Raw genomic sequence first — 24050 nt, 5'->3', positions numbered from 1 at the left:
TTGTTAAAAGTAAAGTGAGCTGAAATGTCCCAAATCAAATATTACATATTTGTTTTTTTAGCATGTTTTTGTAGTCTTATTTTCTCGCAACAAGATAGCGTTGAAGATACAGACATGCTTGCAGTTAGACTGCAAGAACGTATTAATCAAGCCAAATTAGATAATAATCGTGGTGATTATTATAATGCCAAAGTTAACTTAAATAAGGCATTAGTTTTTGCTGAAAAAATTGATGACAAAGAGAGCCAGGGTAAAATTCATACAAAAATTGCTAAAGTGCAGTTTTTAATGGATGAAAAAGACCAAGCTACTGTTTCCATCAGTAATGCTATTCAAATTCAACGTGAAAATAATGATTATGATAACCTAGCCATTACTTACAATATTAAAGGGGTTATTCATAGTACTAAAGAAGAGTATGAAAGTGCATTAGAATATTTTAATTCTGCTAAGAATTTATTTGAACAGGAGGACTTAGAGGAATATATTTCTGAAGTTACATTAAACGAGGCTAAAGTTTATATCGCTCAAAATCGCTATGAAGAGGCAAAGAATCAACTAGAAAAGACGATTATAATAGCGAAAAAATATGATCAAAGACGTCGTCTAAGTAGTGCTCTTATTCAAACTGGTAAAGTATCTAGTGCATTAAATAATAACATATTAGCACTATCTCAAGCAAAAGAAGGGCTTTCAATTGCAGAATCTTATAAAATTACAGAAAATATTAATGAAGCTTATTTGACGCTTAGTGACATACATGAAAAACAAGGTGATTATAAAAATTCATACGACTATGTAAAAAAGCATATAAAGCTATCTGATTCTATATTAAACGTAAAGCGAGAAAACTTAGCGCCTGGTGTTACAAGTCAATCTATTTATCAATATAAAGAGGCTGAGAACCAACAATTAAAGTTACAGAATGATGAAATTAGTGCCGAAAGTAATTTCACAAGGATTACTACAATATTAAGTATTGCTTTAATAACCATACTATCTCTTTTAACTTTATCTCTTTATAAAAATAATAATATAAGGTTAAAGACTAATAATATGCTCCATAAAAAAAATGATGAGCTTATTGTGGCAAAGGAAAAAGCAGAACTAGCATCTAAGACTAAAGCTAACTTCTTATCAACAGTAACTCACGAGCTTAGAACTCCTTTATATGCCGTTACTGGTCTTACGAACATGCTATTAGATGAAAAACCAAAAGATCACCAAATACCGCATCTTAAATCATTAAAATTCTCAGGAGACTATCTGCTAACATTCATCAATGACATTCTTCAGATTAATAAAATTGAAGCTAACAAAGTTGAATTAGACCCAGAACAATTCAACCTTAAAAATAAACTTGAAAATGTAATTTCTGCATTAAGTAACTCAGCAAATGACAATAATACAAAGTTACATTTCAATTATGACGACAGTTTACCAGAAACTTATACTGGTGACCAATTAAAGATTTCCCAAATCTTAATTAACCTACTCGGTAATGCTATTAAATTCACAAAAGATGGAGACATCTGGGTAAGAGCGTACAAAATTGACCAGAAGGACAATATATACAACCTTCGCTTTGAAATTGAAGATAATGGTATTGGTATTACAAAAGAGAAGCAAGATCACATGTTTGAGAGTTTCTCTCAAGGCTCTGTACAAATTAACAGAAAGTATGGAGGTACTGGTCTAGGTCTATCTATTGTTAAAGGATTGATTCAGATTCTTAAAGGTAAAATTTACTTGAAGAGTGAACTTGGTACAGGCACTACGTTCTTCTTTGAATTACCTCTAGAACACACTGAAAAAGCCAAAAAACCGAAAGTAGCAGAAGTTAAACAATCTAATAAGATGGAAGATTTGGATTTAAGTGAAGTTAAAATTTTAGTTGTAGAGGACAACAAAATCAATCAGATGATTACTAAAAAGATTCTCAATAAAATGGGGCTTTATTGTGATGTCGTTGATAATGGAGAATCCGCAGTAGAACAAGTTAAAAATGTTGATTACAATGTGGTATTAATGGATATTCATATGCCCGGAATTAGCGGATTAGAAGCAACTAAAATTATAAGAACTTTCGATAAGGAATTGACCATTTTTGCTCTTACTGCAGTAACTCTTGAAGATAAAATGCACGAATTTGGTGAAGCTGGGTTTGATGATATTATTTCAAAACCATTTAAGCAAGAGGATTTCGAGAATAAACTACATGATGTTCTATCTGGCAAAGAAGTAGTCTCTAGTTTCTTTTAATCAACGAACTCTTTAATTGATTCATCAAAAGCTTTCTTTTTGTCTATTTCAATCTCTATTGGTAAGTAAAACAAATTAGGCTCTAAACTTTCATTATTAGATGATAATCTTACATAGTCCTTTTCAGTTGTTACAATAAGCCCTTTACCTTCTAATATTTCAGTATCTGTTGGTTTAAAACTATAATGGTCTGGATATTCAACATGATCAAATTCTAATCCCCTTTTATTCAGAAAATCAACCAAAGGCTTTGCATTGGCAATACCTGTTACTAAAGTGAATTTAGAAAGTTGATTCAGTGCTAATTCACTACTCTTTGATATCACTTTTTCAGAATAATTAATATGACTAAAAAATAATTGCTGATTTGAGTTTAATTTTAACCTAGAACTAATCTTGCTCTTTTCAGTTTCAGAAATTGTTTTAGGGCATTTGGTCACAACAATTAAATCTGCTCTTTTAGCACCCGAACGTGGTTCTCTTAAATTACCTGTTGGTAAAACAATATCCTTGTAATATAAATTATTATATGCTGTCAATAGAATATTAAAACCAGCTATTACCTTTCTATGTTGATATGCATCATCTAATAAAATAACTTCTGTTTGTTCGTCTGTAGCTGTAAGTTCTTTAATGCCATTTTGACGATTACCGTCAACTGCTACTTTAATGTCTTTAAATTTCTTAAAAAATTGAAAAGGTTCATCACCAATAGTATCTGCAGTTGCACTTTTATCAGCTAATACAAAACCTTCTGTTATTCTTTTATAACCTCTACTCAGAGTCGCAACAGATTTTTCGTCTTTCAATAATCGAATTAAATATTCAATCATTGGTGTTTTACCGGTTCCACCTGTACTAAGGTTTCCAACACATATCACTGGGAAATCGTAAGACTCAGAAGAATTAAAACCTTTATCATATAACCAATTACGGAACCAAGTGACTAAATAGTATATAGGAACAATAGGAAATAATATGATGCGTATAAACTTCATGAGCACTAAAATATATTATTTTTGAAACAAATAAGCACTTATGATAGTACAAGATGTTATAAATCACTTACACGACTTAGCACCATTAGCTTATGCTGAAGATTTTGACAATGTCGGACTTTTAGTCGGAAACAAAGATCAACCTGTTTCAGGAATTTTAGTAACATTAGATACGCTTGAAACTGTCGTAGATGAAGCAATTAATAACAAGTGTAATCTTATTGTAAGCTTCCATCCTATTATATTTAAAGGACTTAAAAAATTAACAGGTAAAACTTATGTGGAGCGTGTTGTAATTAAAGCAATTCAAAACAACATTGCTATTTTCTCTATTCATACGGCTTTAGATAATGCTATTGAGGGTGTAAACTCTATTATTTGTGATCAATTAGGATTAAAGAATAAGCAAATTTTAATTCCGCAATCTAGCACAATTAAAAAATTACAAACTTATGTACCTAAAACAAATGCTGCAGAACTAAGGGCTGAGTTATTTAATGCTGGTGCTGGTAGTCTTGGTAATTACGAATCTTGTAGTTTTAATATTGATGGAGAAGGTACTTATTTAGGCAATGAGAATTCAAATCCTGCAATTGGAAAAAAAGGAGAATTACACACTGAAAATGAAACAGCCATATCAGTTACTTTTAAAAAGCATCTCGAATCAAAAATTTTAAAAACACTTTTTGAAGCACATCCATATGAAGAAGTTGCTTATGAAATTACCACACTAGAAAACACAAACCAACACATTGGTATGGGAATGATTGGTGAACTTAAAGAATCCATGTCAGCAACAGATTGTCTGAATTTTATTAAAGACAAAATGAATACAGAATGTATTAGACATTCAAACCTTTTAAATAAACCTATAAAGCATATTGCAGTTTTAGGTGGTTCTGGAAGTTTCGCAATACAAGCCGCAAAAGCTTTAAATGCAGATCTTTTGGTCACTGCAGACTTAAAATATCATGATTTTTTCAGCGCCGAAAATGAAATCGTTTTAGCAGATATTGGCCATTATGAAAGTGAACAGTTCACAAAATCGTTTTTAGTAGACTATCTCTCAAAAAAAATTACTAATTTTGCAGTCATTTTATCAAAGACAAATACAAATCCGGTAAAGTATTTATAATTATGGCAAAAAAAGCTGAAGTTTCTGTTGAAGAGCGATTAAGGGCATTATATGATTTACAATTAATTGACTCTAGAGTAGACGAAATAAGAAATGTCAGAGGTGAGCTTCCTTTAGAAGTTAGAGACTTAGAAGACGAAGTTGAAGGGCTTAACACTAGAATGGAAAAGTTAAATGATAGCCTTGCTATTATTGATGATGAGATTAAAGGAAAAAAGAATTTAATCGAAGAAGCAAAAGCTTTAATCAAAAAATACAGTGAGCAACAAAAAAATGTTAGAAATAACAGAGAATATAACTCATTGACAAAAGAGATTGAATTTCAAGAACTAGAAATTCAATTAGCTGAAAAGCACATTAAAGAATTTAAAGTTCAGATCGATCAGAAAAAAGAAGTGATTTCTGAAACTAAAGATCGTTTAAAAGATCGTCAAGCGCACCTTAAACATAAAAAAGGTGAGTTAAACGAAATCTTAAAGGAAACTGAAAAAGAAGAAGAAGCATTATTAGGTAAATCTGAAGATTTCCAAAAGAAAATCGATGATCGTTTAGTTAAAGCATACCTTAGAATTAGAAACAACGTTAAAAATGGTTTAGCAGTTGTAGCTATAGAGCGTGGTGCTTCTGGTGGTTCTTTCTTTACAATTCCTCCACAAGTTCAAGTAGAGATTGCTTCTCGCAAAAAAGTAATCACTGATGAGCATAGTGGTCGTATCTTAGTTGATGCCGTATTAGCTGAAGAAGAAAAAGTAAAAATGAATAAATTATTTGCTAAGTTGAGTAAATAATCTTCTTAAAATATATTTTAAAAGCCTTTGCTTTCGCAAAGGCTTTTTTTTATTTAATCTAAAATAATACACCTTCTTCCCAGTTAAATTATTAAACAGCTTATTTTGAATAAACTTTCCATATTCATTTTTTTAATATTTTGCTTCAGTTGTAAAACTGAAACTAAGACTACTCCAGAAGACACTTATAACAAAGTAGCTAATGAATTTGTAGCTAAATTATTAGAATTGAGTGAATTTAGTTGTAGTTGTATAATTGAACCAAGTTATACAACAGTTGATTATGAAGAAATGGAAAGACCTGAATTAAATAAAGACTATTTCATGATGCGCACAAACTTAAAGTCTCGGTTCGAAATCGATAGTATAAACAGTCTTTCTAGACAAGTCAATCTCAACAAAACAATAACCAATAATAATTATACTTTAATCCCTGAAAAACTAGCTGAATCCATTGCCATGCTGAGAAATAGACAGGAAAAAGAACGTATTTTAGATTCAATATGTCCAAAAGGCTTTATGGTACTGTCCAAACCTTTTTTCAATAAATCAATGGATACTGTGCTTATCATTGCAGATGATATGCCGTACTCTTGTTTTCCTAGTTTAATACATGCTTACTATCATATAAATGGCGAATGGATTATACCTGTTGTTTCATAGCTTTCCGATAATATAAATCTTCACTACATAACTTTATTTAATAAAACTTTAAAAGAATTAGAATTAAGGAATTGTAATTTTGTTCGTCTATGAGAAAAAGAAAATCATTACCATGAAAAAATTAGTATTCATTTTAAGTATAAGTTTATTTTTTAGTTGTCAAAATCAGGCACAAGTCAGTGAGAAAGAAAAATCTGTTATTGATGCAGACCCAGTAGTTGTGCCTATAAAAAATGGTAAAGCAAGAGCTTATTTTGCTAGTGGCTGTTTTTGGTGTGTTGAAGCCGTTTTTGAAAGTGTGAAAGGTGTCGAAGAATCTATTAGTGGCTATTCTGGCGGACATACCGAAAACCCAACTTATGAAGCTAGTAATACCGGAAGAACAGGACATGCAGAAGCTGTAGAAATTATTTACGATCCAGAAGTAGTGAGTTTCTCTACTTTACTAGATGTTTATTTTGGTTCTCAAAACCCTACACAAGTTAATGGGCAAGGTCCAGATAGAGGTTCTCAATACCGTTCAATAATATTTTACCAAGACGAAGCTCAAAAGAAAATAATAGAGGAAAAGAAAGCGGCTTTAGCTGAAAAGTTAGATACTACAATTGCGGCAGAGGTTTATCCATTTCAAAAATTTTGGGTAGGTGAAGCTTATCACCAAGATTTTGAAAAACGTAATCCTAATCAAAGATATATTAGGGCAGTTTCTATACCAAGACTTAATCGTTTTAAAGCTAAGTTTCCTGAGTTGTTAAAGGAAGATGAAAAACATTAAATAAAAAAGCCTGAAAATAAATTCAGGCTTTTTTTATTACTTCTTAGTAGCTTTTATCTCAAACAGCATTGGGAACAATTGATCTTTAATCTTATACATCCCGTTTTCTAATTGTGTTAAGTCAGGAAACACATCATAAGGACTTTCATCATATTCATTGAGGTATTCTATTTGTAATCCTGCTTCAATTAGTGAATTTACAACTTCACTTAAACCATGATTCCAACCATACTCTTTACTTACCATTTTTGATGATTGATTTGCATAAGTCCCTTCGTACTCGTCATAAATTAATTCTTTTCTGTTATAATGATACTTCATCTTAGATGTACCATCAACATAATCAAACATCCAAATAATAGGATGAAACTCCACGATATAAAATGTACCACCGACTTTGAGGCGCTCTGAAATCATTTGTGCCCATGGTTTTAAATCAGGCAACCAACCTATAGTACCATAACTTGTAAACACAATATCAAAGGTTTCAGAAATATGTTGGGATGTATCCAAAACATTACAACATACAAACTCAGCATCTAATTTTAACTCGCCATTTAATTGCTTTGCTAACTTTATACCTTCATCACTTAAGTCTACACCAACGCACTTCGCTCCCATCCTACTCCAACTTAAAGTGTCTTGTCCAAAATGGCATTGCAAATGCAATAACGATTTTCCATTAACATCTCCTAAAGCCTTTAATTCATATGACATCAAAGAGGTCCTACCAGACTTAAAAGCATCCATTTTATACATTTCACTTTTAGCATGTATATCTACTTTCTTATTCCAAGTCGCTTTATTTACTTCAAAATAATTAGTGTTCTCTTTCATGGTTGGTTAATTTTGCATGTAATTTAAAACAACTTTTTAATATGAAGTCATTATATACAGGATTGATTTGTTTCCTATTAGTATTAGGCTGCAAATCTGAAAAATCAGAAGCATCAATAAGAGAAGACCTTAAAGAACTAACTATTGCTGAAAAAATTGCAAATGCACATGGTTTTGAAAACTGGAAAAATGTATCAGAAGTAAAATTCATCTTTAAAGTTGATAGAGATACTATAAAAGGAAAAGGGAGATCATGGAGTTGGAAACCTAAACAAGACATCGTGGTTTTAGAAAATCATACGGGATCAATAGAATATACCAGAAATAAAATAGATAGCACAGATATAGGCACTGATAGAGCTTTTACCAATGATAAGTTCTGGCTTCTAGTACCTTTTCAATTGGTTTGGGATACATCTGCAACAATTTCTGAATCCAAAATAGCTAAATCACCAATTGGCAAGGAACAATTAGATATGATTACAATTTTGTATGGTGATGAAGGTGGTTATACACCTGGTGATGCTTATGACATCTTTTATGACGAAAATTATATGATTAGAGAATGGATTTTTAGAAAAGGAAATGCAGAGGAACCATCGATGTCTACCACATTTGAGAATTATCAAGACTTTAACGGAATTAAAATTGCCATAGACCATAAAATGGAAGGTGGTAATTGGAATTTAAATTTTGGAGATGTTGAAATAACACTAGAGTAGTACTAAATTTAATTTTTGGCATTACTTTTGTAATCTATAATGTAAGTTTCACGATACTAGTTTCGACTAAAAAGGTATAGCTTACATTTTCCGCCTTTTGGCGCCTATATATATCGAAGCACTTTATCTCACAAGTTAAGGTGCTTTATTTTATCCTCTAAAATCTTCTTTTATATGTGCACCATCACAATACGGTTTATTCTCTGAAGCTCCACAACGACAAAATGCAGTTGTTCTATTTTTAGTTTCAGTATTGCCATTTTTATCCGACACTTTTAAAATCCCATAAACCAAAAGCGGTCCATTTTCTAAAACTTCAACTTTAGTTTCTAATGATTCTTCAGATAAATTATCTTCAGCATTCATATAAAAACTTAAAGCACCTGATGGGCATTTTTTTACAGTATTTACTATCTCATCTGTTACAGCTGCATCAATCTTAACCCAAGGTCTATCTTTAAGTTGAAAAACACTTGGCAATCCTTTTGCACAAATTGCAGAATGAATACATTTTTCAGGCTCCCAAACCACTGTAACCTCACCGTTACTATATTCTTTTGTCTTTCCCATACTTAAATTCTTTCTTTAAAGATACTAAATCCATATAAGAATTTAAGGCTTTCTACAGTCGCTTTAAATCCTTATTTTTGTTAGCAACCGAAAAACAATTTACATTGTCCAACTTTAAATCTGGTCTTGATTACGCAAAACAACAAGACGCTGCAGACCCATTATCTAGCTACAGAGAGCAGTTTCATATTCCGAAGGATAAAAACGGAAATGAATTGATTTACCTATGTGGAAACTCTCTTGGTTTACAACCAAAATCAACTAAAGCTTATATAAATCAAGAACTAAAAGATTGGGCAAATCTTGGTGTAGAAGGACATACTGAAGCTAAAAACCCTTGGTTACCTTATCATGAGTTTTTGACTCAAAGCTCTGCTAAACTTGTTGGAGCAAAACCTATTGAAGTGGTCACTATGAATTCGCTAACTGCGAATCTCCATTTTATGATGGCGTCGTTTTACAAACCAACTAAAGAGCGCTATAAAATTGTGATTGAAAGTGATGCCTTTCCTTCAGATAAATATGCTGTAGAATCTCAATTAAGACATCACGGTTATGATGATAAAGAAGGTTTAATACTTTGGTCACCTCCAGAAGGAGAAGAATTACTACGTTATGAAGATTTAGAGGAAATCCTAGAATCTCATGGCAATGAAATTGCTTTGGTAATGATTGGTGGTGTAAATTACTACACTGGTCAGTTTTTCGATTTTAAACGTATTACAGAACTTGGGCATAAACATGGTTGTATGGTAGGTTTTGACTGTGCGCATGGAGCAGGGAATGTTAATTTAGATTTGCACAACTCAGGTGCTGACTTTGCAGTTTGGTGTACTTATAAATACTTAAACTCTGGACCAGGAAGTTTGTCTGGTTGTTTTGTACACGAAAGACATGCTTATGATAAAAACCTCAATCGTTTTACAGGTTGGTGGAGTCATAACAAAGAAACACGCTTTAATATGCGCCATGAGTTTGACCTATTACCTGGAGCTGAAGGTTGGCAATTAAGTAATCCACCTATTTTATCTATGGCTGCCATAAAAGCTTCGTTAGATATGTTCAATGACGTAGGCTTCGATAAGCTATTAACAAAGTCTAAAAAACTGACAGGTTACTTTGAATCTTTATTAAAAGCACTAGGAGAAGATGTTATAAGAATCATTACTCCAGAAAATCCTGAAGAACGTGGTTGTCAACTATCTATACAGGTGCTAAACGCTGATAAAACATTACATGATAAATTAACAGAAGCCGGAGTAATTAGTGATTGGAGAGAACCAGATGTAATACGATGTGCACCTGTACCTTTATATAATTCATTTGAAGATGTATATCAAATGGTTGAGAAAATGAAAGCTATTTTGAATGAGTAACAAACAACAAAACATACTAATTATTGGAGCAGGTCTCTGTGGAAGTCTTTTAGCCTTAAGGCTTGGACAACGTGGTTACAACGTAACTGTTTACGAAATGCGTCCAGACCTACGTAAAACAGATATTTCTGCTGGTCGATCTATCAATTTAGCCTTTTCTGATCGTGGAAATAAAGCGATGAAGTTAGTTGGCATTGAAGATAAAGTAAAAGAACTCTGCATTCCTATGAATGGGAGAATGTTGCATGATAAGGAAGGTAATACGTTTTTATCTAATTATAGCGGAAGAGATTATGAGTATATCAATTCTATCTCGAGAGGTGAACTCAATGGCTTACTATTAACGGAAGCAGAAAAACACGACAATGTAAAGATTCATTTTAATAAAAGATGTCAATCTGTAGACTTCGAAAAAACCACAGCATTATTTCAAGATTATACAACTAAAGATGAATTTATTGAAGATGCAGATTGCATTATCGCTACAGATGGAGCAGGCTCTGCTTTACGACGAAGTTATTATTTAGAACGTAAATTCTTATTCAGTTTTTCGCAAGATTATTTAACACATGGTTATAAAGAGCTGAGCATACTTCCTACTGAAAATGGTGGTTTCAAAACCTATAAAAATGCCTTGCATATATGGCCAAGAGGTGATTTTATGGTGATTGCGTTACCCAATTTAGATGGTAGTTTTACAGTCACGCTATTTTTAAGTTATGCTGAAGGCAAATACAATTTTAATAACCTAACCAAACCAGAAATTGTTACTGAGTTCTTTAAAAAAGAATTTCCGGATGCGTTGGAATTAATGCCCAATCTGGTTGAAGAATTCTTCGACAACCCAACCGCACCATTAGGCACTGTAAAATGTTCCCCATGGCATTATAAAGGTAATACGTTGCTGATGGGAGACTCTGCACATGCTATTGTACCTTTTTATGGACAAGGTATGAATGCTTCCTTTGAAGATGTGGTAGAATTGGATAAAGTACTCGACCAAAATTTAGAAAATTGGGAAGCTACGTTTGAGGCTTATGAGAAAAACAGAAAGAAAGATACTGATGCCATTGCCGATTTAGCTGTCGATAATTTCCATGAAATGAAAAGCCATGTTGGCCAAGCAATTTTTCAAGAGAAGCGTAAAATTGAAATGGCTCTTGAGAATCAATTTCCTGATGACTATTCATCAAAATATAGTTTGGTTACCTTTAATGAAGATATTGGCTATAAAGAAGCCATGCTAAGAGGAAGAGCGCAAGACAAAGCCATTTTGAATATGTTATCTGATGGAGTCATTTCTACAGACGATGACATTAAAGACATTTTAGATAAAGTAAAAACGGAAACCGAAGCGATTTTAGAAGACGATAAAATTGCAGGATTACATTAATTCTCATGAGCGATAAAATAGTTACACCAAGAGGAGCCTATCCACATGTTAAACAAGTCGGAGATTTCATTTTCGTTTCTGGTACAAGTTCACGAAGACCAGATAACAGCATCGCTGGAGTTGATATTATTGACGAAATGGGAACAAAAAAGCTAAACGCTTACACCCAAACCCAAGAAGTTTTAAAAAATATTGAAGGCAACTTAGCTAAAGTTGGAGCATGCTTAAAAGACGTCGTAGATGTCACCTCTTTTTTAGTAAATATGAATGACTTTGCAGATTATAACAAAGCTTACGCTGAATTCTTTGACAAAGCAACAGGACCAACCAGAACTACAGTAGCTGTTCACCAATTACCACATCCAGATTTAGTGATAGAGATTAAGGTAATGGCTTATAAAAAACAATAACTGTCGTTTCTGCGAAGGCAGGAATCCTTAACATTATAATATATTTACATACAAATAGTTAACCAACCTCAACTATACCATCGACCTAATTTGCTTTCAACGTAAAGAAAGTAAATGATTAAATTTTTTCGTCGTATACGACAACAACTTCTTTCAGAAGGAAAAACTGCTAAATACTTTAAATACGCCATTGGCGAAATTATCCTAGTTGTTATTGGCATTCTATTAGCGCTACAAATTAACAACTGGAATGAAAGTAGAAAAAATAGAACATATGAACAAGAAATCTTATATCTGATTAATCAGAATTTAAAAAAAGATTCTATTGCTTTATCTATTGAGTTAAATAAATTAAGGGTATCTAATGAATTAACAGGGCGATTATTAGAACAAGTAAGTGTAGGAAATTATAATGACAGTTTAAACCATTGGCTAGGGAAAATAATTTCGTTTGAACGTTTTAAATCGCAATCCAGTGCCTTTGAAGTTTTAAAATCTAAAGGCATAGATATTATTTCTAATACAGAACTACAATTAGAATTAATAAGCTATTATGATGAAAGTGTGCATAATGTTTACGTAGCAAATAAGGATGTGCAAGAGTCTTTTAAAAAAGATTGGCACCCAATAATTCAAGAAGATTTTTACGATTATAGATGGCGTGAGTATGCTATACCAAATGATTCAAAATCGTTTTTTGAAAAACAGTCGGTTAAAAGCTTTTTAAAGTTTTATAGAGAGAATAGGTCTAGTGGTGAAATCTATTCAGAAATAGCATTAGAACAAATATCCAAAATTAGAATGCTATCTAAAAAACATATGAATGATTAAATTCTTCCGAAAAATTCGTCAAAACCTCGTTATGGAAAACAAAACAGGCAAATACTTTAAATACGCTATAGGCAAGATCATCCTCGTAGTTATTGGGATTTTAATAGCATTACAAATTAATAATTGGAATGAGAATCGTCTTCAGCGTAATGAAGAAAAAGTAATTCTGCAAAACTTAACGAAAGACTATAAAAATGCCATTGATGAGTTTCAAGCATTAAATAAACTTCGTAGAGACTTTATTGAGGTATCAAAAACAATCATCTCAATTAAATTAAATGAAATTAACAAATACCCTACCACCTACTTAGACAGTTTATTTAGTAAGACATTAACGGCACCGACATATAACAATAAAGCAGGTTCACTAAATGTTTTATTGACTTCTGGTAAAATCAATCTTATATCAAACCAAGCCTTAAAGAATATGCTTATAGGATGGCCTGGAGATGTTGCCGATATGATTGAAGATGAAATTTCTCATAGAGAAATTTATATTGGACCTTATTCCGAAATTCTGGAAAATTTCTTATCGTGGAAAGATTTAGTAAAACAGTACACAACTTCTGGATTACGATTTAAGCAAATTAATGTTCAAATTATGCCAGATAACCCTATTACATCAAGTGATTATAACTCATTACTAAACAACAAGCGATTTTTAAATTTATTAAACCGTAGAGCTTCTTTTTGTGATATTTCAAATTATGAGACAGAAGACTTAATAAAGAAGGCTCAAAATATAATCAGCCTTATTAATAAAGAATTAGAGCATTAAGAGATATGATTAAGTTCTTCCGTAAAATTTATTGAAAACTATTTAAAATGAAACTAAAATTTACTCTACTTTTCCCGTTTTTATTAATACCTCTTTTAATACAATCTCAAACCAATTGGGACGTCTTAATTCAAGATAATTTAAAAGACATTGTTAAGCAGCATAAAGCATTTGTGAGTATTCCAAATCTTCCTGAAAACGAAGAACTCATGCTTAAAAATATAAATTGGGTTGCTAACAACTACAAAACACATGGTTTTAAAATCAATTTATTAGAATCGTCAACACTTCCACTTCTTCTTATAGAGAAAGAATACAACCCAGAATTTAAAACGGTACTATTCTATTTTCATATAGATGGACAACCTGTAGATCCAAGAAAATGGAACCAAGAAGATCCTTTTATACCTGCTTTAAAATATAAAAATGAGAAAGGGAATTGGAAAACTTTAAATTGGGATGTTATTGACAAAGATATCGACGACGAGTGGAGAATCTGTGCAAGAGCCGCAGCTGATGACAAAGGACCAATAACAATGCTGTTTAATGCTTTAAAATTTATGAAGGCAGAAGGTGTTGAACCAAAATTCAATATTAAAATAATATTTGACCCAGAAGAAGAATATGGTTCTAATGCATTTTTGTCAACTATAAATAAATATAAAGAACGTTACGCTGCAGATGCCATGATTATTGTGGATGGACCTGCGCACGAATCTAATAAACCAACACTTACTTTTGGCTGTCGTGGTATAGCAAGATGCACCATTACAACTTATGGCGCTAAATTACCACAACATAGTGGTCATTTCGGAAATTATGTACCAAATCCTGTATTTTCTTTGTCTCGCATTCTATCTAGTATGAAAGATGAGAATGGAAATGTTCTCATCAAAGATTTTTATTCAGAAATAAATATCTCTCCCGAGGAACAGCAAATACTTAACAATGTTCCTGATGATATAGAGGCACTTAATAAAAGATTAGGAATCACTCAGGCTGAATCTGTTGGCAATAATTATCAAGAAGCATTACAATATCCATCATTAAACCTTAGGCAAATTGAAACCTCATGGAAAGGTGATAAACCTAAAACTATTATTCCAAAAATTGCAATGGCAAATATCGATGTAAGGTTGGTTGTAGAAACCGATGATAAAAAACAGATAGATAAAGTAAAAGCCCATATAGAAAGCTTAGGTTATTTAGTTTTAGATCGAGACCCTACAGATGATGAGCGTCTTAAACACAAAAAAATTGTAAAATTTACAAGAACCAATGGTGTTAATGCGTTTAGAACAGATTTAAATTCTAACTTAGGAACGACATTAAGAGAAAGCCTCACTGAAGTCTTTAGTGAACTTCCGATTTCTATAAGAACAATGGGAGGTACAGTTCCAATTATTTCGGCTGTTAAGACTTTAGATATTCCAGCAATTATTGTACCTATGGTAAATATGGATAATAATCAACATAGCCCAAATGAGAATATTAGGATTGGCAATATTCGATCTGGTATAAAAACATGCATTGCTGTATTACAAACTAAAATTAATGATTAAGTTTTTTAGACATATTCGCAAATCACTACTTATGGAAAACAAAACAAGCAAGTATTTTAAATACGCCATAGGTGAAATTATCCTTGTTGTTATTGGTATTCTTATTGCGCTTCAGATTAATAATTGGAATGAAAACCGAAAAGAATTATCAGAAGAAAACTCTATAATACAAAATTTATATTATGAGTTTTCCGAAAACAAGAAAATGTACGACCAAAAGATAGTCGATACAGAAAATGCAAAACAAACAGGATATTCCATAATGAATCTTATGGGAAAATCAGAAGCACTCATAAAAAAACAAAATATAGATAGTCTTTTATTCACATTTCTTGAGCCTGGTGAGTTTCGACCAAGTGAGAATACAATCAATGATCTTATCCAGTCTGGAAGACTTAGATTATTAAAAAATAAAGCGCTTAAACTATTACTCTATAATTGGCAAAGCCAACTCAAAGACTCAAAGGTTGCTTTTGAGCGTACAGAACTAAAAATTGACAATGAATTGGTACCATATCTATCAAAACATTATCCATTAAAAGATATAGACAAATATGGAGCTTTAAATTGGAAAGAAAACACTACTCTTAAAATAAATAAGTATGCGATTTTTAATGATATTGAGTTCGAAAACATAATTGATGATTATCTTTACAGAGTAGTTGCCGCTGAAAAAAGTTTAAAACGAATCGGAACTATCTTAGATGCTATTTTAGAAGAAACCAAATACAACTAGATGTTTTAATGAAAATTAAAAACTACATCAACGGAAAATTTATTAATCCAATTCAAGATAACTGGATTGACAACTACAATCCAGCAAGCGGAGATGTTTATGGGCAAATACCTAACTCTTCAAAAGAAGATATTGCGAAAGCATATAAAGCTGCTAAATCAGCCTTTAAGCTGTGGTCACAAACTACTTTTGAAGAACGGAGTCGTATTCTAATTAAAATTTCAGAGTTATTAGAAGCCAACGTACAACAGTTTGCAGAGGCCGAAAGTCTAGATAATGGCAAACCTATTTCCTTAGCTAAAGCGATCGATATACCTAGAGCAGCAAGTAACTTTAGATTTTTTGGAAATGCCATAACACAATTTGCGAGTGAAAGTCATGAAAGCGTTGGGCAAAACGCAGTTAATTACACATTACGTCAACCCATTGGAGTTGTAGGTTGTATTTCGCCATGGAACCTTCCACTCTATCTGTTCACATGGAAAATTGCACCAGCACTTGCCGCTGGAAATTGTGTGGTTGCTAAACCTAGTGAAGTCACACCAATGACCGCTTTTCTATTAGGAGAACTATGTATTGAAGCTGGTTTACCAATAGGTGTTTTAAACATTGTTCATGGCTTAGGCACAACAACAGGTCAAGCCATAGTGGAACATGCAGATATTAAGGCTATTTCCTTTACAGGAGGCACAGCAACTGGAGCACATATTGCCAAAGTAGCCGCTCCACTATTTAAAAAACTATCTTTAGAATTAGGTGGCAAAAACCCGAATATTATTTTTGCAGATTGTGATTATGAGGATATGTTGAATACAACAGTTCGTTCGTCATTTGCAAATCAAGGGCAGATTTGCTTATGTGGAAGTCGCATATTTGTTGAGGCTTCAATCTATGAAAAGTTTAAGACTGATTTTGTTGAAAAAGTAAAAGCATTAAAAGTTGGTCATCCTTCAGAAAAAGACACTAATATTGGAGCACTAGTGTCAAAACCACATCTTGAAAAAGTAAAAGATTATATCAACATTGCCAAAGAAGAAAATGGTACTGTTTTATGTGGTGGAAATGAAGTCAATGTAACTGGTTATGAAAATGGCTATTATTTAGAGCCAACAGTAATAGAAGTCCCAAACGATGTGTGCAGAGTAAACCAAGAAGAAATTTTTGGGCCAGTCGTTACTATAATGCCTTTTAATACTGAAGAAGATGTATTACAAATGGCAAACAAAGTGAAGTATGGTTTATCAGCCACATTATGGACCAATGATTTAAAACGTACTATGAGACTAAGTAACCAACTGCAAGCAGGTATTGTTTGGGTAAATACTTGGATGATGCGCGATTTGCGTACGCCATTTGGTGGAGTAAAAGCTTCTGGTGTTGGTCGAGAAGGTGGTTTTGAAGCCTTACGCTTTTTTACTGAAGCTAAGAATGTTTGTATAAAATATTAACGAATCATTATTATGCTGATCTTGTTTCTGCATATTATAATAATCTTAAAAAAATCAATTAAAATGAAAATTAAATTAACTACACTATTACTCTTATTTATATCGACTACTTTATGTGCACAAGAGGATTGGCAAACTTTTGAAAAAGATAACTACTCAATTAATTTTCCTGCGGATTGGGTTTATAGTGACTATAAGCCAAAGCCTACAGTGGCTTTTATGCTTTACAGCCCGGAAGCATCACAAAAAGAAGATCTCTACCGAGAAAGTATTAATTTAACTATTGAAGAGTTGAGTAGTGCAGATTATACACTAGACCAATATACAGAGTTAGTCTTAGACCAAGTTAAAAAGAAAATACCTGCTGCAAAAATGATAACTGCCCTACCTGTAAGCATAGGTGATATAGATGCTGCAAATATTGTTTGGTCTGCAGATTTTGGTAATGGTACAGTATTACAATTTAACCAATTATTTGCCATAAAAGATAGAATAGCTTATGTCTTAACGTTTACGTCTACTGAAGCAGAATACAATGAATATATCGAGGATGTAACAAAAACACTTAACAGTTTTAAATTCACAAAATAAATGAACTTAAACCTTAACAATAAATACGCTTTAGTCTGTGGTAGTACTGCAGGTATAGGAAAAGCAACTGCTTTAGCTTTAGCTGAAGAAGGAGCAATTGTAACTTTAATAGCGCGTAACGAGGATAAATTAAATATGACCCTTGCTGAATTACCTCAGCATAGAAATCACGATTATATAGTTGCTGATTTTTCTAATCCAATAGAACTAATGGAAAAGGTCAATAATTATATAAAAAAACAACATGGTTTTCATGTTCTAATCAATAATACAGGCGGACCAGCAGGTGGACCAATATTTTCGGCTAAAGTTGAAGACTTTGAAAGTGCTTTTACGCAACATTTGAAATGTAATCATGTATTAGTTCAGGCTGTTGTTCCACAAATGAAAGAACAAGGTTATGGTCGTATTATTAATGTTATTTCTACTTCGGTAAAACAACCTTTAGATGGTCTAGGTGTGAGTAATACCATTCGTGGGGCTGTTGCCAGCTGGAGTAAAACTTTAGCTAATGAATTAGGTCAATTTGGTATTACAGTAAATAATGTACTTCCTGGAGCTACTGGTACTGAACGGTTAACTCAAATCATTAAAAACAAATCAGTAAAAACTGGCAAATCAGAAGAAGACACATCTGAAGCTATGAAAAATGCTGTACCAGCAAAGCGATTTGCTAAACCTGAAGAGTTAGCAGATGCTATTACATTTTTAGCTAGTGAACGTGCAGCTTACATTAACGGAATTAACCTTCCTGTTGATGGTGGTCGCACAAAAAGTTTGTAACTTTAGAACTTGTCATTCCTGCGAAAGCAGGAACCCACAATGAAAACAATAATTAATATAGATTCCTGCTTTCGCAGGAATGACAAAACAGAAGTATCATGAGTAAATTATTTCCTCCTATAAATTTCAAAGCTTGGATAGAAGAAAACCGTCATCTACTGAAACCACCTGTTGGTAATAAAGTGGTATGGAAAGATGGTGAATTTATTGTGATGGTTGTTGGTGGACCAAACAGCAGAAAGGATTATCACTATAACGAAACACCAGAATTTTTCTATCAGGTAGAAGGTGATATTGTTTTAAAAGTTATAGAAAATGATAAACCGAAAGATATTCACATAAAAGAAGGCGACATTTTCTTATTACCTCCTGGTATACCACATTCACCTCAACGTGGTCCTAATACAGTTGGTTTGGTAATTGAATACCCTAGACCAGAAGGAGTAAAAGACAAATTACAGTGGTATTCTGAAGAGGATGCAAATTTACTATATGAAGAAGAGTTTACTTTGGCCAATATTGAAACGGATATGCCTGCTATCTTCGATAGATATTACAATACCATAGAGAAAAAAGATTCTAAAGAGTAAAGCATATTTATGCAACAACCTAAAAAAGTACAAATTGATGAGTAAACGTAAACTAAGAATAAACGGTCACTCACATCTTCTTCCTTATCCTGAAGAAATTCCTGAATTCATGAAAGATAAAGGAATTTTCTGGGTCGATAAAGACCGAAAATTTATGCTTCAAAAAGATTGGAATAGACCAATTACAGATTCTAGTTTTTTCTTGGATGAGAAGTTAGCTTGGATGGAGCATTTTAAAATTGATCATGCAGTTGTTTTAAACTTATCTCAACTATACGGAAATGGTTTACGTCTCGAAGAGATGAAACAAGCCTTGCGCTTTCAAAATGATTTTAATGCTCGTATTCAGCATAATAATCCAAGTAAATTTACTTGTGGTTTTGTTGTACATCCTGGTTTTGTTAGAGGAGCTTGTTGGGAAATTGAACGTTGTGTTGAGGTCTTAGGACTTCAGCTCTTATGCTTACCAACACATTATATGGATACTATTGGGACATGGCGTTGTATTTTTGATGAAGAGAACGAACCAATTTTTGAACTCGCAGATAAATATAATCTAGCTGTGGAGGTTCACCCTTATGATGGTGAAAAATTCATAAAATTGGAAAATACATCTTGGCGTTTTCACCTCATATGGATGTTAGCACAATGTGCGGATGCTTATCACTTTTTAACCTTAAACGGTTATTACGAAAAGTACAAAAATATGCGTGTTTGTTTTGCTCATGGTGGACAATTGGCTCAGATAAACTTAGGTCGACGTATTCAAGGCTTTGATGGACGACCAGATTTGTTTGAAGATAAAAGCCATCCAAGGCAAGCTGTTGGTCATAAAAATATATTCTTCGATACTTTAGTGCATGATACAGGTGGTTTAGAATTACTTATTAAAAATCAAGGCTCTAAACAAGTATTAATGGGATTAGATGACCCTTATCCTCTTGGAGAAATGGAAAGTGAAAAACAATCGTCTTATCCTGGAAAAATATTAGATCTAGCAACTGAAAGAAATATAATTACAGAAACACAACGTGATGCTATTTGGGAAGATAATGTGATACAATGGTTGTGTGGTGATGATGATAATGCCAAGCAAAAACTCATTACACGAATCACCTCTTAAAATATTTATTTCTATATTTAAATTCTAATCAATAACTATATTATGAGAAAAATTGGAGGCTACTTAGCAGTTATAAGCATTGCATTAATCATATTACCTTTTGTTGGTTTAACTGTTCGTTTCACCGATTGGATTTATGATTGGGGTGAAACTGTAGCTTGGGCTATAAAAATAGGCTTAATAGTCTTAGGTGCTGTACTTTATTTTATGGGTAAGCCTGGAGTAGAAGAAACCGTTGAAGCTGTCGTGGAGTCTGCTGAATAAATTCTCATTTACTTAATTTTCTATTTATGTATTTTTTGTCTGAAGCTTTAGACACTTATGTTGTATCTCATTCAGAGCAAGAGCCTAAGTTATTACAGCAACTCACTAGAGAAACATATCAAAAAGTATTACAGCCTATTATGCTCAGTGGTCCATACCAAGGTAGAGTACTAAGTATGATTTCTAAATTGGTAAATCCAAGATCTATATTAGAATTAGGAACATTTACTGGCTACTCTACACTCTGTTTGGCTGAAGGATTAACTTCTGATGGTATATTACATACCATTGATATCAATGAGGAATTAGTTGATTTTCAGCGTAAATATTTTGAAAAATCTGATTATGGAAATCAAATTACTCAGCATACTGGTAGTGCAATAGATATTATTCCAAAATTAAATCAGACTTTTGATTTAGTATTTATTGATGCAGACAAACCCAATTACTGTAATTATTTTCATTTGATAATTGACAAGCTCAATCCTGGTGGTATTATTCTATCAGATAATGTATTGTGGCACGGTAAAGTTATTGAGCCATTAAATGATAAAGATAAATCTACAAAAGCCGTTCTAGACTATAATATTTTGCTTAAAAATGATGAGCGGATAGAAACCGTTCTATTACCTGTTAGAGATGGATTAACAATAAGTAGAAGAATAAAATAGTAATGCTTTTTATAATTTTCTCTTTACAGAGCCTGTAAAGTCACCTAAATCGTCTTTCACTTTATTGATTTCGTCTTGAATATCCTTGGCAACATCTGTATCGATGATATTATTTTCCTTAGCGCTTTTAGTAACCTCATTCTTAATATCATTAGTAGCGTCTTTTAAAGTTCGCATACCTTTACCCAAACCTCTAGCAATTTCAGGTAGTTTATCAGCACCAAAAACTAAGACTACTATAAATAGTATAAATACGATTTCAGTACCTCCAATAAATAATAATGTTACTTGTTGTATCACAGTACAAATATAGAGCGACTTTATGTAATAAAAAAAGCCAACTCGTTAAAGTCGGCTTTATATTTTTTATTAGAACTAATTAGTCCTTTACTTTATTCTTAAACTTATCGAAATCACTCTCTTCAACTTCTCTTGGCCAAGAATTATTAGAGGTATCAACATCTGCTGTTTCCAAATCTGGGTCAACAGTAATTGATACTATTTCTTTATCACTAGCTACTGCTCTACTAACCTCTTTGTCGTTAAATCTCCATATCTGGGCTGGATAAGTTATTTTCTCTTTTGTACCATCTGCATATTCATATTCTACGATAAGAGGCATTACCAATCCACCAGGCTTATCAAAAGTAACTTGATAAAAATATTTTGGAGCTTTTTTCATAGCCTTCTGCTCTTCGGGAGTAAAATTATCCATAATGTATTCCTTTACAGTAGGAATATCCTCGATAGATGTTGGATTACTCATCGCTTCATCATAACCTTCAGCACCTTCTTCAACGAAATAAACCAAACTATTCGGATCTCTATTGTAACGCTCAGCTAGCTTCTTCCCATTTTCATTTGGTGTGCCAGTAACTACAAATTTCTTAACTTCCTTTAAACCAATATCTGTGTAATCAGTCGTATAGAACCAGCCTCTCCAAAACCAATCCAAATCGATTGCAGATGCATCTTCCATTGTACGAAAGAAATCTTCTGGTGTAGGATGCTTAAACATCCAACGATTAGAATATTCTCTAAAAGAGTAATCAAAAAGGTCTCGACCCATTATGGTTTCTCGCAACATATTTAGTCCTGTTGCTGGTTTACTGTAAGCATTACTACCAAATTGATACGTATTTAAACCTTTAGTCATAATAGGAGCAATAAAATCCTGATTTCCTCCCATATATCTCACGATATTTTTAGCAGGTCCTCGTCGTGATGGATAAGCATCGTGACCTTCCGAAAGTGCTGTAGGATTCCATTCTCCAAAATCTTGCTCAGCAACATATTGTACAAATGTATTTAAACCTTCATCCATCCATGTCCATTGGCGTTCATCACTATTTACAATCATTGGAAAAAAGTTATGACCTACCTCATGAATAATTACACTAATCATTCCGTACTTAGTTCTATCAGAATAGTTTCCTTCTTTATCAGGACGACCAAAATTGTAACAGATCATTGGATATTCCATTCCCATAGGTGCATGCACTGATATTGCTTTATGATAAGGATAATCAAATGTCATACGAGAATAAGACTTTAATGTACTGGCTACAGTTCTTGTAGACCACTGTTCCCATAATGGATTTCCTTCTTTAGAATACATTGAAACCGCCATTACATCTTTATCTCCAATTTTTACTGCCATCATATCCCAAATAAATTTTCGAGATGTTGCAAAACCAAAATCACGCACCATCTGTGCAGATAGCTTCCATGTTTTCTTCTTATTACTTTTAGTCTTTTCAGTTTTTTCTGCTTCTTCTTGAGTTACAATCATAACCGGCTCATCAAAAGACTTTTTAGCCTGCTTATAACGCTTCATCATAGTTTTAGAAAAAACATCTTCTCTATTTACTAAGTAACCAGTACCATCTAAAATATGATCAGCAGGAACAGTAATATTTACGTCAAAATCACCAAAAGGTAACGCAAACTCATCACGTCCCCAAAATTGCGAATTTTGCCATCCTTCAGTATCGTTATATACAGCCATACGAGGATAGAATTGTGCCATAACATATATACGGTTATCATTTTCTTCAAAATACTCATAACCTGAACGTCCACCATCTTTAACATGATCATTAATATTATACCACCACTTTATGCTAAATGAAAACTTATCCCCAGTTTTCATAGCATTTGGTAACTCTACACGCATCATGGTACGATTAATCATATGTGGCAAATCTTTTCCGTTTACATCTTTGACATGCTCAATATTAAAACCACCATCAAAACGCTCTTTTAAATAAGATCTAACAGCTCTAGAAGATGATGTTGCTGGTGATACACCAGAACCACTAATTAGAGGTGTTTTAGAATCTTTAGCACGCATATTTTGATCTAACTGTACCCAAAGATATTTTAATTCATCTGGCGAATTATTTGTGTAAGTAATCGTTTCATTACCGTACAATTTTGCATTTACATCATCGATTTCAATATCCATTTTGTAATCTGCTTGTTGCTGGTAGTATGCAGGACCAGGAGCACCAGAACCTGTTCTAAACATGTTAGGCGTTGCAAATTCATCATATAATTGTTTGAATTTGTTTTGATTAGTGTGACCAGGTTTACGCTCAGGTTTTATTTCATTTTGAGCATAAGTGCTCGCTGAAACAAATAGAAAAGCGAATAAAAAATACTTTAAAATTTTCATGAGTTATTGTTTTGCTTTTTTTTAAAAGTCCTGTAGAACATCTATCTAACCGATTACAAAAACGATC

The 24050-nt window shown here is 32.7% G+C and carries 25 protein-coding genes; 20 read left to right on the top strand and 5 right to left on the bottom strand.

The features are described 5' to 3' along the window. Positions 1–24: 24 nt before the first annotated feature. Positions 25–2262 (top strand): ATP-binding protein, encoded by a 2238-nt coding sequence (locus WPG_RS10075; RefSeq protein ID WP_045472069.1) that lies wholly within the window; start codon positions 25–27, stop codon positions 2260–2262. Here the strand turns inward: WPG_RS10075 and lpxK are convergent. Continuing rightward, positions 2259–3260 carry a tetraacyldisaccharide 4'-kinase gene (gene lpxK, locus WPG_RS10070; RefSeq protein ID WP_045472066.1) on the bottom strand — a complete coding sequence of 334 codons (1002 nt, stop codon included), beginning with the start codon at positions 3258–3260 and terminating at the stop codon, positions 2259–2261. The genes WPG_RS10075 and lpxK overlap by 4 nt on opposite strands. 40 nt (positions 3261–3300) lie before the next feature. Here lpxK and WPG_RS10065 point away from each other — a divergent pair, with 40 nt between their 5' ends. From WPG_RS10065 to msrA, 4 genes are all read left to right on the top strand, one after another. Next, on the top strand, positions 3301–4395 hold the full coding sequence (locus tag WPG_RS10065) for a Nif3-like dinuclear metal center hexameric protein (protein ID WP_045472063.1): 1095 nt from the start codon (positions 3301–3303) through the stop codon (positions 4393–4395). A 2-nt stretch (positions 4396–4397) separates the two neighbouring features. Continuing rightward, positions 4398–5183, top strand: coding sequence for a zinc ribbon domain-containing protein (locus WPG_RS10060; RefSeq protein ID WP_045472060.1), 786 nt, complete (start codon positions 4398–4400; stop codon positions 5181–5183). Positions 5184–5288: 105 nt separating this feature from the next. Then, the gene (locus tag WPG_RS10055; protein WP_045472057.1) at positions 5289–5846 is read left to right on the top strand and encodes a hypothetical protein; all 558 of its coding nucleotides are present in this window, start codon (positions 5289–5291) and stop codon (positions 5844–5846) included. A gap of 112 nt (positions 5847–5958) precedes the next feature. Continuing rightward, positions 5959–6621 (top strand): peptide-methionine (S)-S-oxide reductase MsrA, encoded by a 663-nt coding sequence (msrA, locus tag WPG_RS10050; RefSeq protein WP_045472053.1) that lies wholly within the window; start codon positions 5959–5961, stop codon positions 6619–6621. A gap of 36 nt (positions 6622–6657) precedes the next feature. On the opposite strand, the gene WPG_RS10045 is transcribed toward msrA, so the two are convergent. Continuing rightward, positions 6658–7458, bottom strand: coding sequence for a methyltransferase domain-containing protein (locus WPG_RS10045; protein WP_045472050.1), 801 nt, complete (start codon positions 7456–7458; stop codon positions 6658–6660). Positions 7459–7499: 41 nt separating this feature from the next. On the opposite strand from WPG_RS10045, the gene WPG_RS10040 reads away from it, so the two are divergent. Next, entirely contained in the window at positions 7500–8180 is a 681-nt protein-coding gene (locus tag WPG_RS10040; RefSeq protein WP_045472047.1) for a hypothetical protein, read from the top strand. Positions 8181–8330: 150 nt separating this feature from the next. On the opposite strand, the gene WPG_RS10035 is transcribed toward WPG_RS10040, so the two are convergent. Then, entirely contained in the window at positions 8331–8750 is a 420-nt protein-coding gene (locus WPG_RS10035) for a (4Fe-4S)-binding protein (protein ID WP_045472044.1), read from the bottom strand. 104 nt (positions 8751–8854) lie between these two features. Between WPG_RS10035 and kynU the strand changes: the two genes are divergently transcribed. From kynU to WPG_RS09965, 14 genes are all read left to right on the top strand, one after another. After that, a complete protein-coding gene (kynU, locus tag WPG_RS10030) occupies positions 8855–10126 on the top strand; it encodes a kynureninase (RefSeq protein WP_045475432.1) in 1272 nt (423 codons plus the stop codon). Beyond that, positions 10119–11519: an FAD-dependent oxidoreductase gene (locus tag WPG_RS10025; protein WP_045472041.1), complete on the top strand. Its 1401-nt coding sequence runs from the start codon at positions 10119–10121 to the stop codon at positions 11517–11519. The genes kynU and WPG_RS10025 overlap by 8 nt, the downstream gene beginning before the upstream one ends. Before the next feature lie 5 nt (positions 11520–11524). After that, on the top strand, positions 11525–11929 hold the full coding sequence (locus tag WPG_RS10020; RefSeq protein WP_045472038.1) for a RidA family protein: 405 nt from the start codon (positions 11525–11527) through the stop codon (positions 11927–11929). Positions 11930–12043: 114 nt separating this feature from the next. Continuing rightward, the gene (locus WPG_RS10015; RefSeq protein WP_045472035.1) at positions 12044–12760 is read left to right on the top strand and encodes a DUF6090 family protein; all 717 of its coding nucleotides are present in this window, start codon (positions 12044–12046) and stop codon (positions 12758–12760) included. Continuing rightward, a complete protein-coding gene (locus tag WPG_RS17455) occupies positions 12753–13538 on the top strand; it encodes a DUF6090 family protein (protein WP_052471216.1) in 786 nt (261 codons plus the stop codon). The genes WPG_RS10015 and WPG_RS17455 overlap by 8 nt, the downstream gene beginning before the upstream one ends. 47 nt (positions 13539–13585) lie before the next feature. Beyond that, positions 13586–15100: a M20/M25/M40 family metallo-hydrolase gene (locus WPG_RS10005; RefSeq protein WP_045472032.1), complete on the top strand. Its 1515-nt coding sequence runs from the start codon at positions 13586–13588 to the stop codon at positions 15098–15100. Positions 15101–15131: 31 nt separating this feature from the next. Continuing rightward, positions 15132–15836 carry a hypothetical protein gene (locus WPG_RS17450; RefSeq protein WP_171817135.1) on the top strand — a complete coding sequence of 235 codons (705 nt, stop codon included), beginning with the start codon at positions 15132–15134 and terminating at the stop codon, positions 15834–15836. An 8-nt stretch (positions 15837–15844) separates the two neighbouring features. Then, positions 15845–17284 (top strand): aldehyde dehydrogenase, encoded by a 1440-nt coding sequence (locus tag WPG_RS09995; protein ID WP_045472029.1) that lies wholly within the window; start codon positions 15845–15847, stop codon positions 17282–17284. A 63-nt stretch (positions 17285–17347) separates the two neighbouring features. Continuing rightward, the gene (locus WPG_RS09990; RefSeq protein ID WP_045472026.1) at positions 17348–17875 is read left to right on the top strand and encodes a PsbP-related protein; all 528 of its coding nucleotides are present in this window, start codon (positions 17348–17350) and stop codon (positions 17873–17875) included. Beyond that, positions 17876–18658, top strand: coding sequence for an SDR family oxidoreductase (locus tag WPG_RS09985; RefSeq protein ID WP_045472023.1), 783 nt, complete (start codon positions 17876–17878; stop codon positions 18656–18658). A gap of 98 nt (positions 18659–18756) precedes the next feature. Further along, positions 18757–19248: a 3-hydroxyanthranilate 3,4-dioxygenase gene (locus WPG_RS09980; RefSeq protein WP_045472020.1), complete on the top strand. Its 492-nt coding sequence runs from the start codon at positions 18757–18759 to the stop codon at positions 19246–19248. A 37-nt stretch (positions 19249–19285) separates the two neighbouring features. Further along, complete coding sequence (locus WPG_RS09975) at positions 19286–20371, top strand: amidohydrolase family protein (protein WP_045472019.1); 1086 nt, start codon at positions 19286–19288, stop codon at positions 20369–20371. A gap of 42 nt (positions 20372–20413) precedes the next feature. Next, positions 20414–20635, top strand: a complete 222-nt coding sequence (locus WPG_RS09970; protein ID WP_045472017.1) for a hypothetical protein — start codon at positions 20414–20416, stop codon at positions 20633–20635. A gap of 26 nt (positions 20636–20661) precedes the next feature. Then, positions 20662–21306, top strand: coding sequence for an O-methyltransferase (locus WPG_RS09965; protein WP_045472015.1), 645 nt, complete (start codon positions 20662–20664; stop codon positions 21304–21306). Between the two features lie 9 nt (positions 21307–21315). Here the strand turns inward: WPG_RS09965 and WPG_RS09960 are convergent, their stop codons facing one another. Together WPG_RS09960 and WPG_RS09955 are read right to left on the bottom strand one after the other, a co-directional pair. Next, positions 21316–21606, bottom strand: a complete 291-nt coding sequence (locus WPG_RS09960; protein ID WP_045472013.1) for a twin-arginine translocase TatA/TatE family subunit — start codon at positions 21604–21606, stop codon at positions 21316–21318. Positions 21607–21685: 79 nt separating this feature from the next. Continuing rightward, entirely contained in the window at positions 21686–23983 is a 2298-nt protein-coding gene (locus WPG_RS09955) for a M1 family metallopeptidase (protein WP_045472011.1), read from the bottom strand. Between the last annotated feature and the right edge of the window lie 67 nt (positions 23984–24050).

Origin of the sequence: Winogradskyella sp. PG-2 (assembly GCF_000828715.1) — a bacterium.
Lineage (GTDB): Bacteria > Bacteroidota > Bacteroidia > Flavobacteriales > Flavobacteriaceae > Winogradskyella.
Note: the sequence above shows the minus strand (reverse complement) of the source record. Positions and strands in the feature narration are given on the sequence as shown.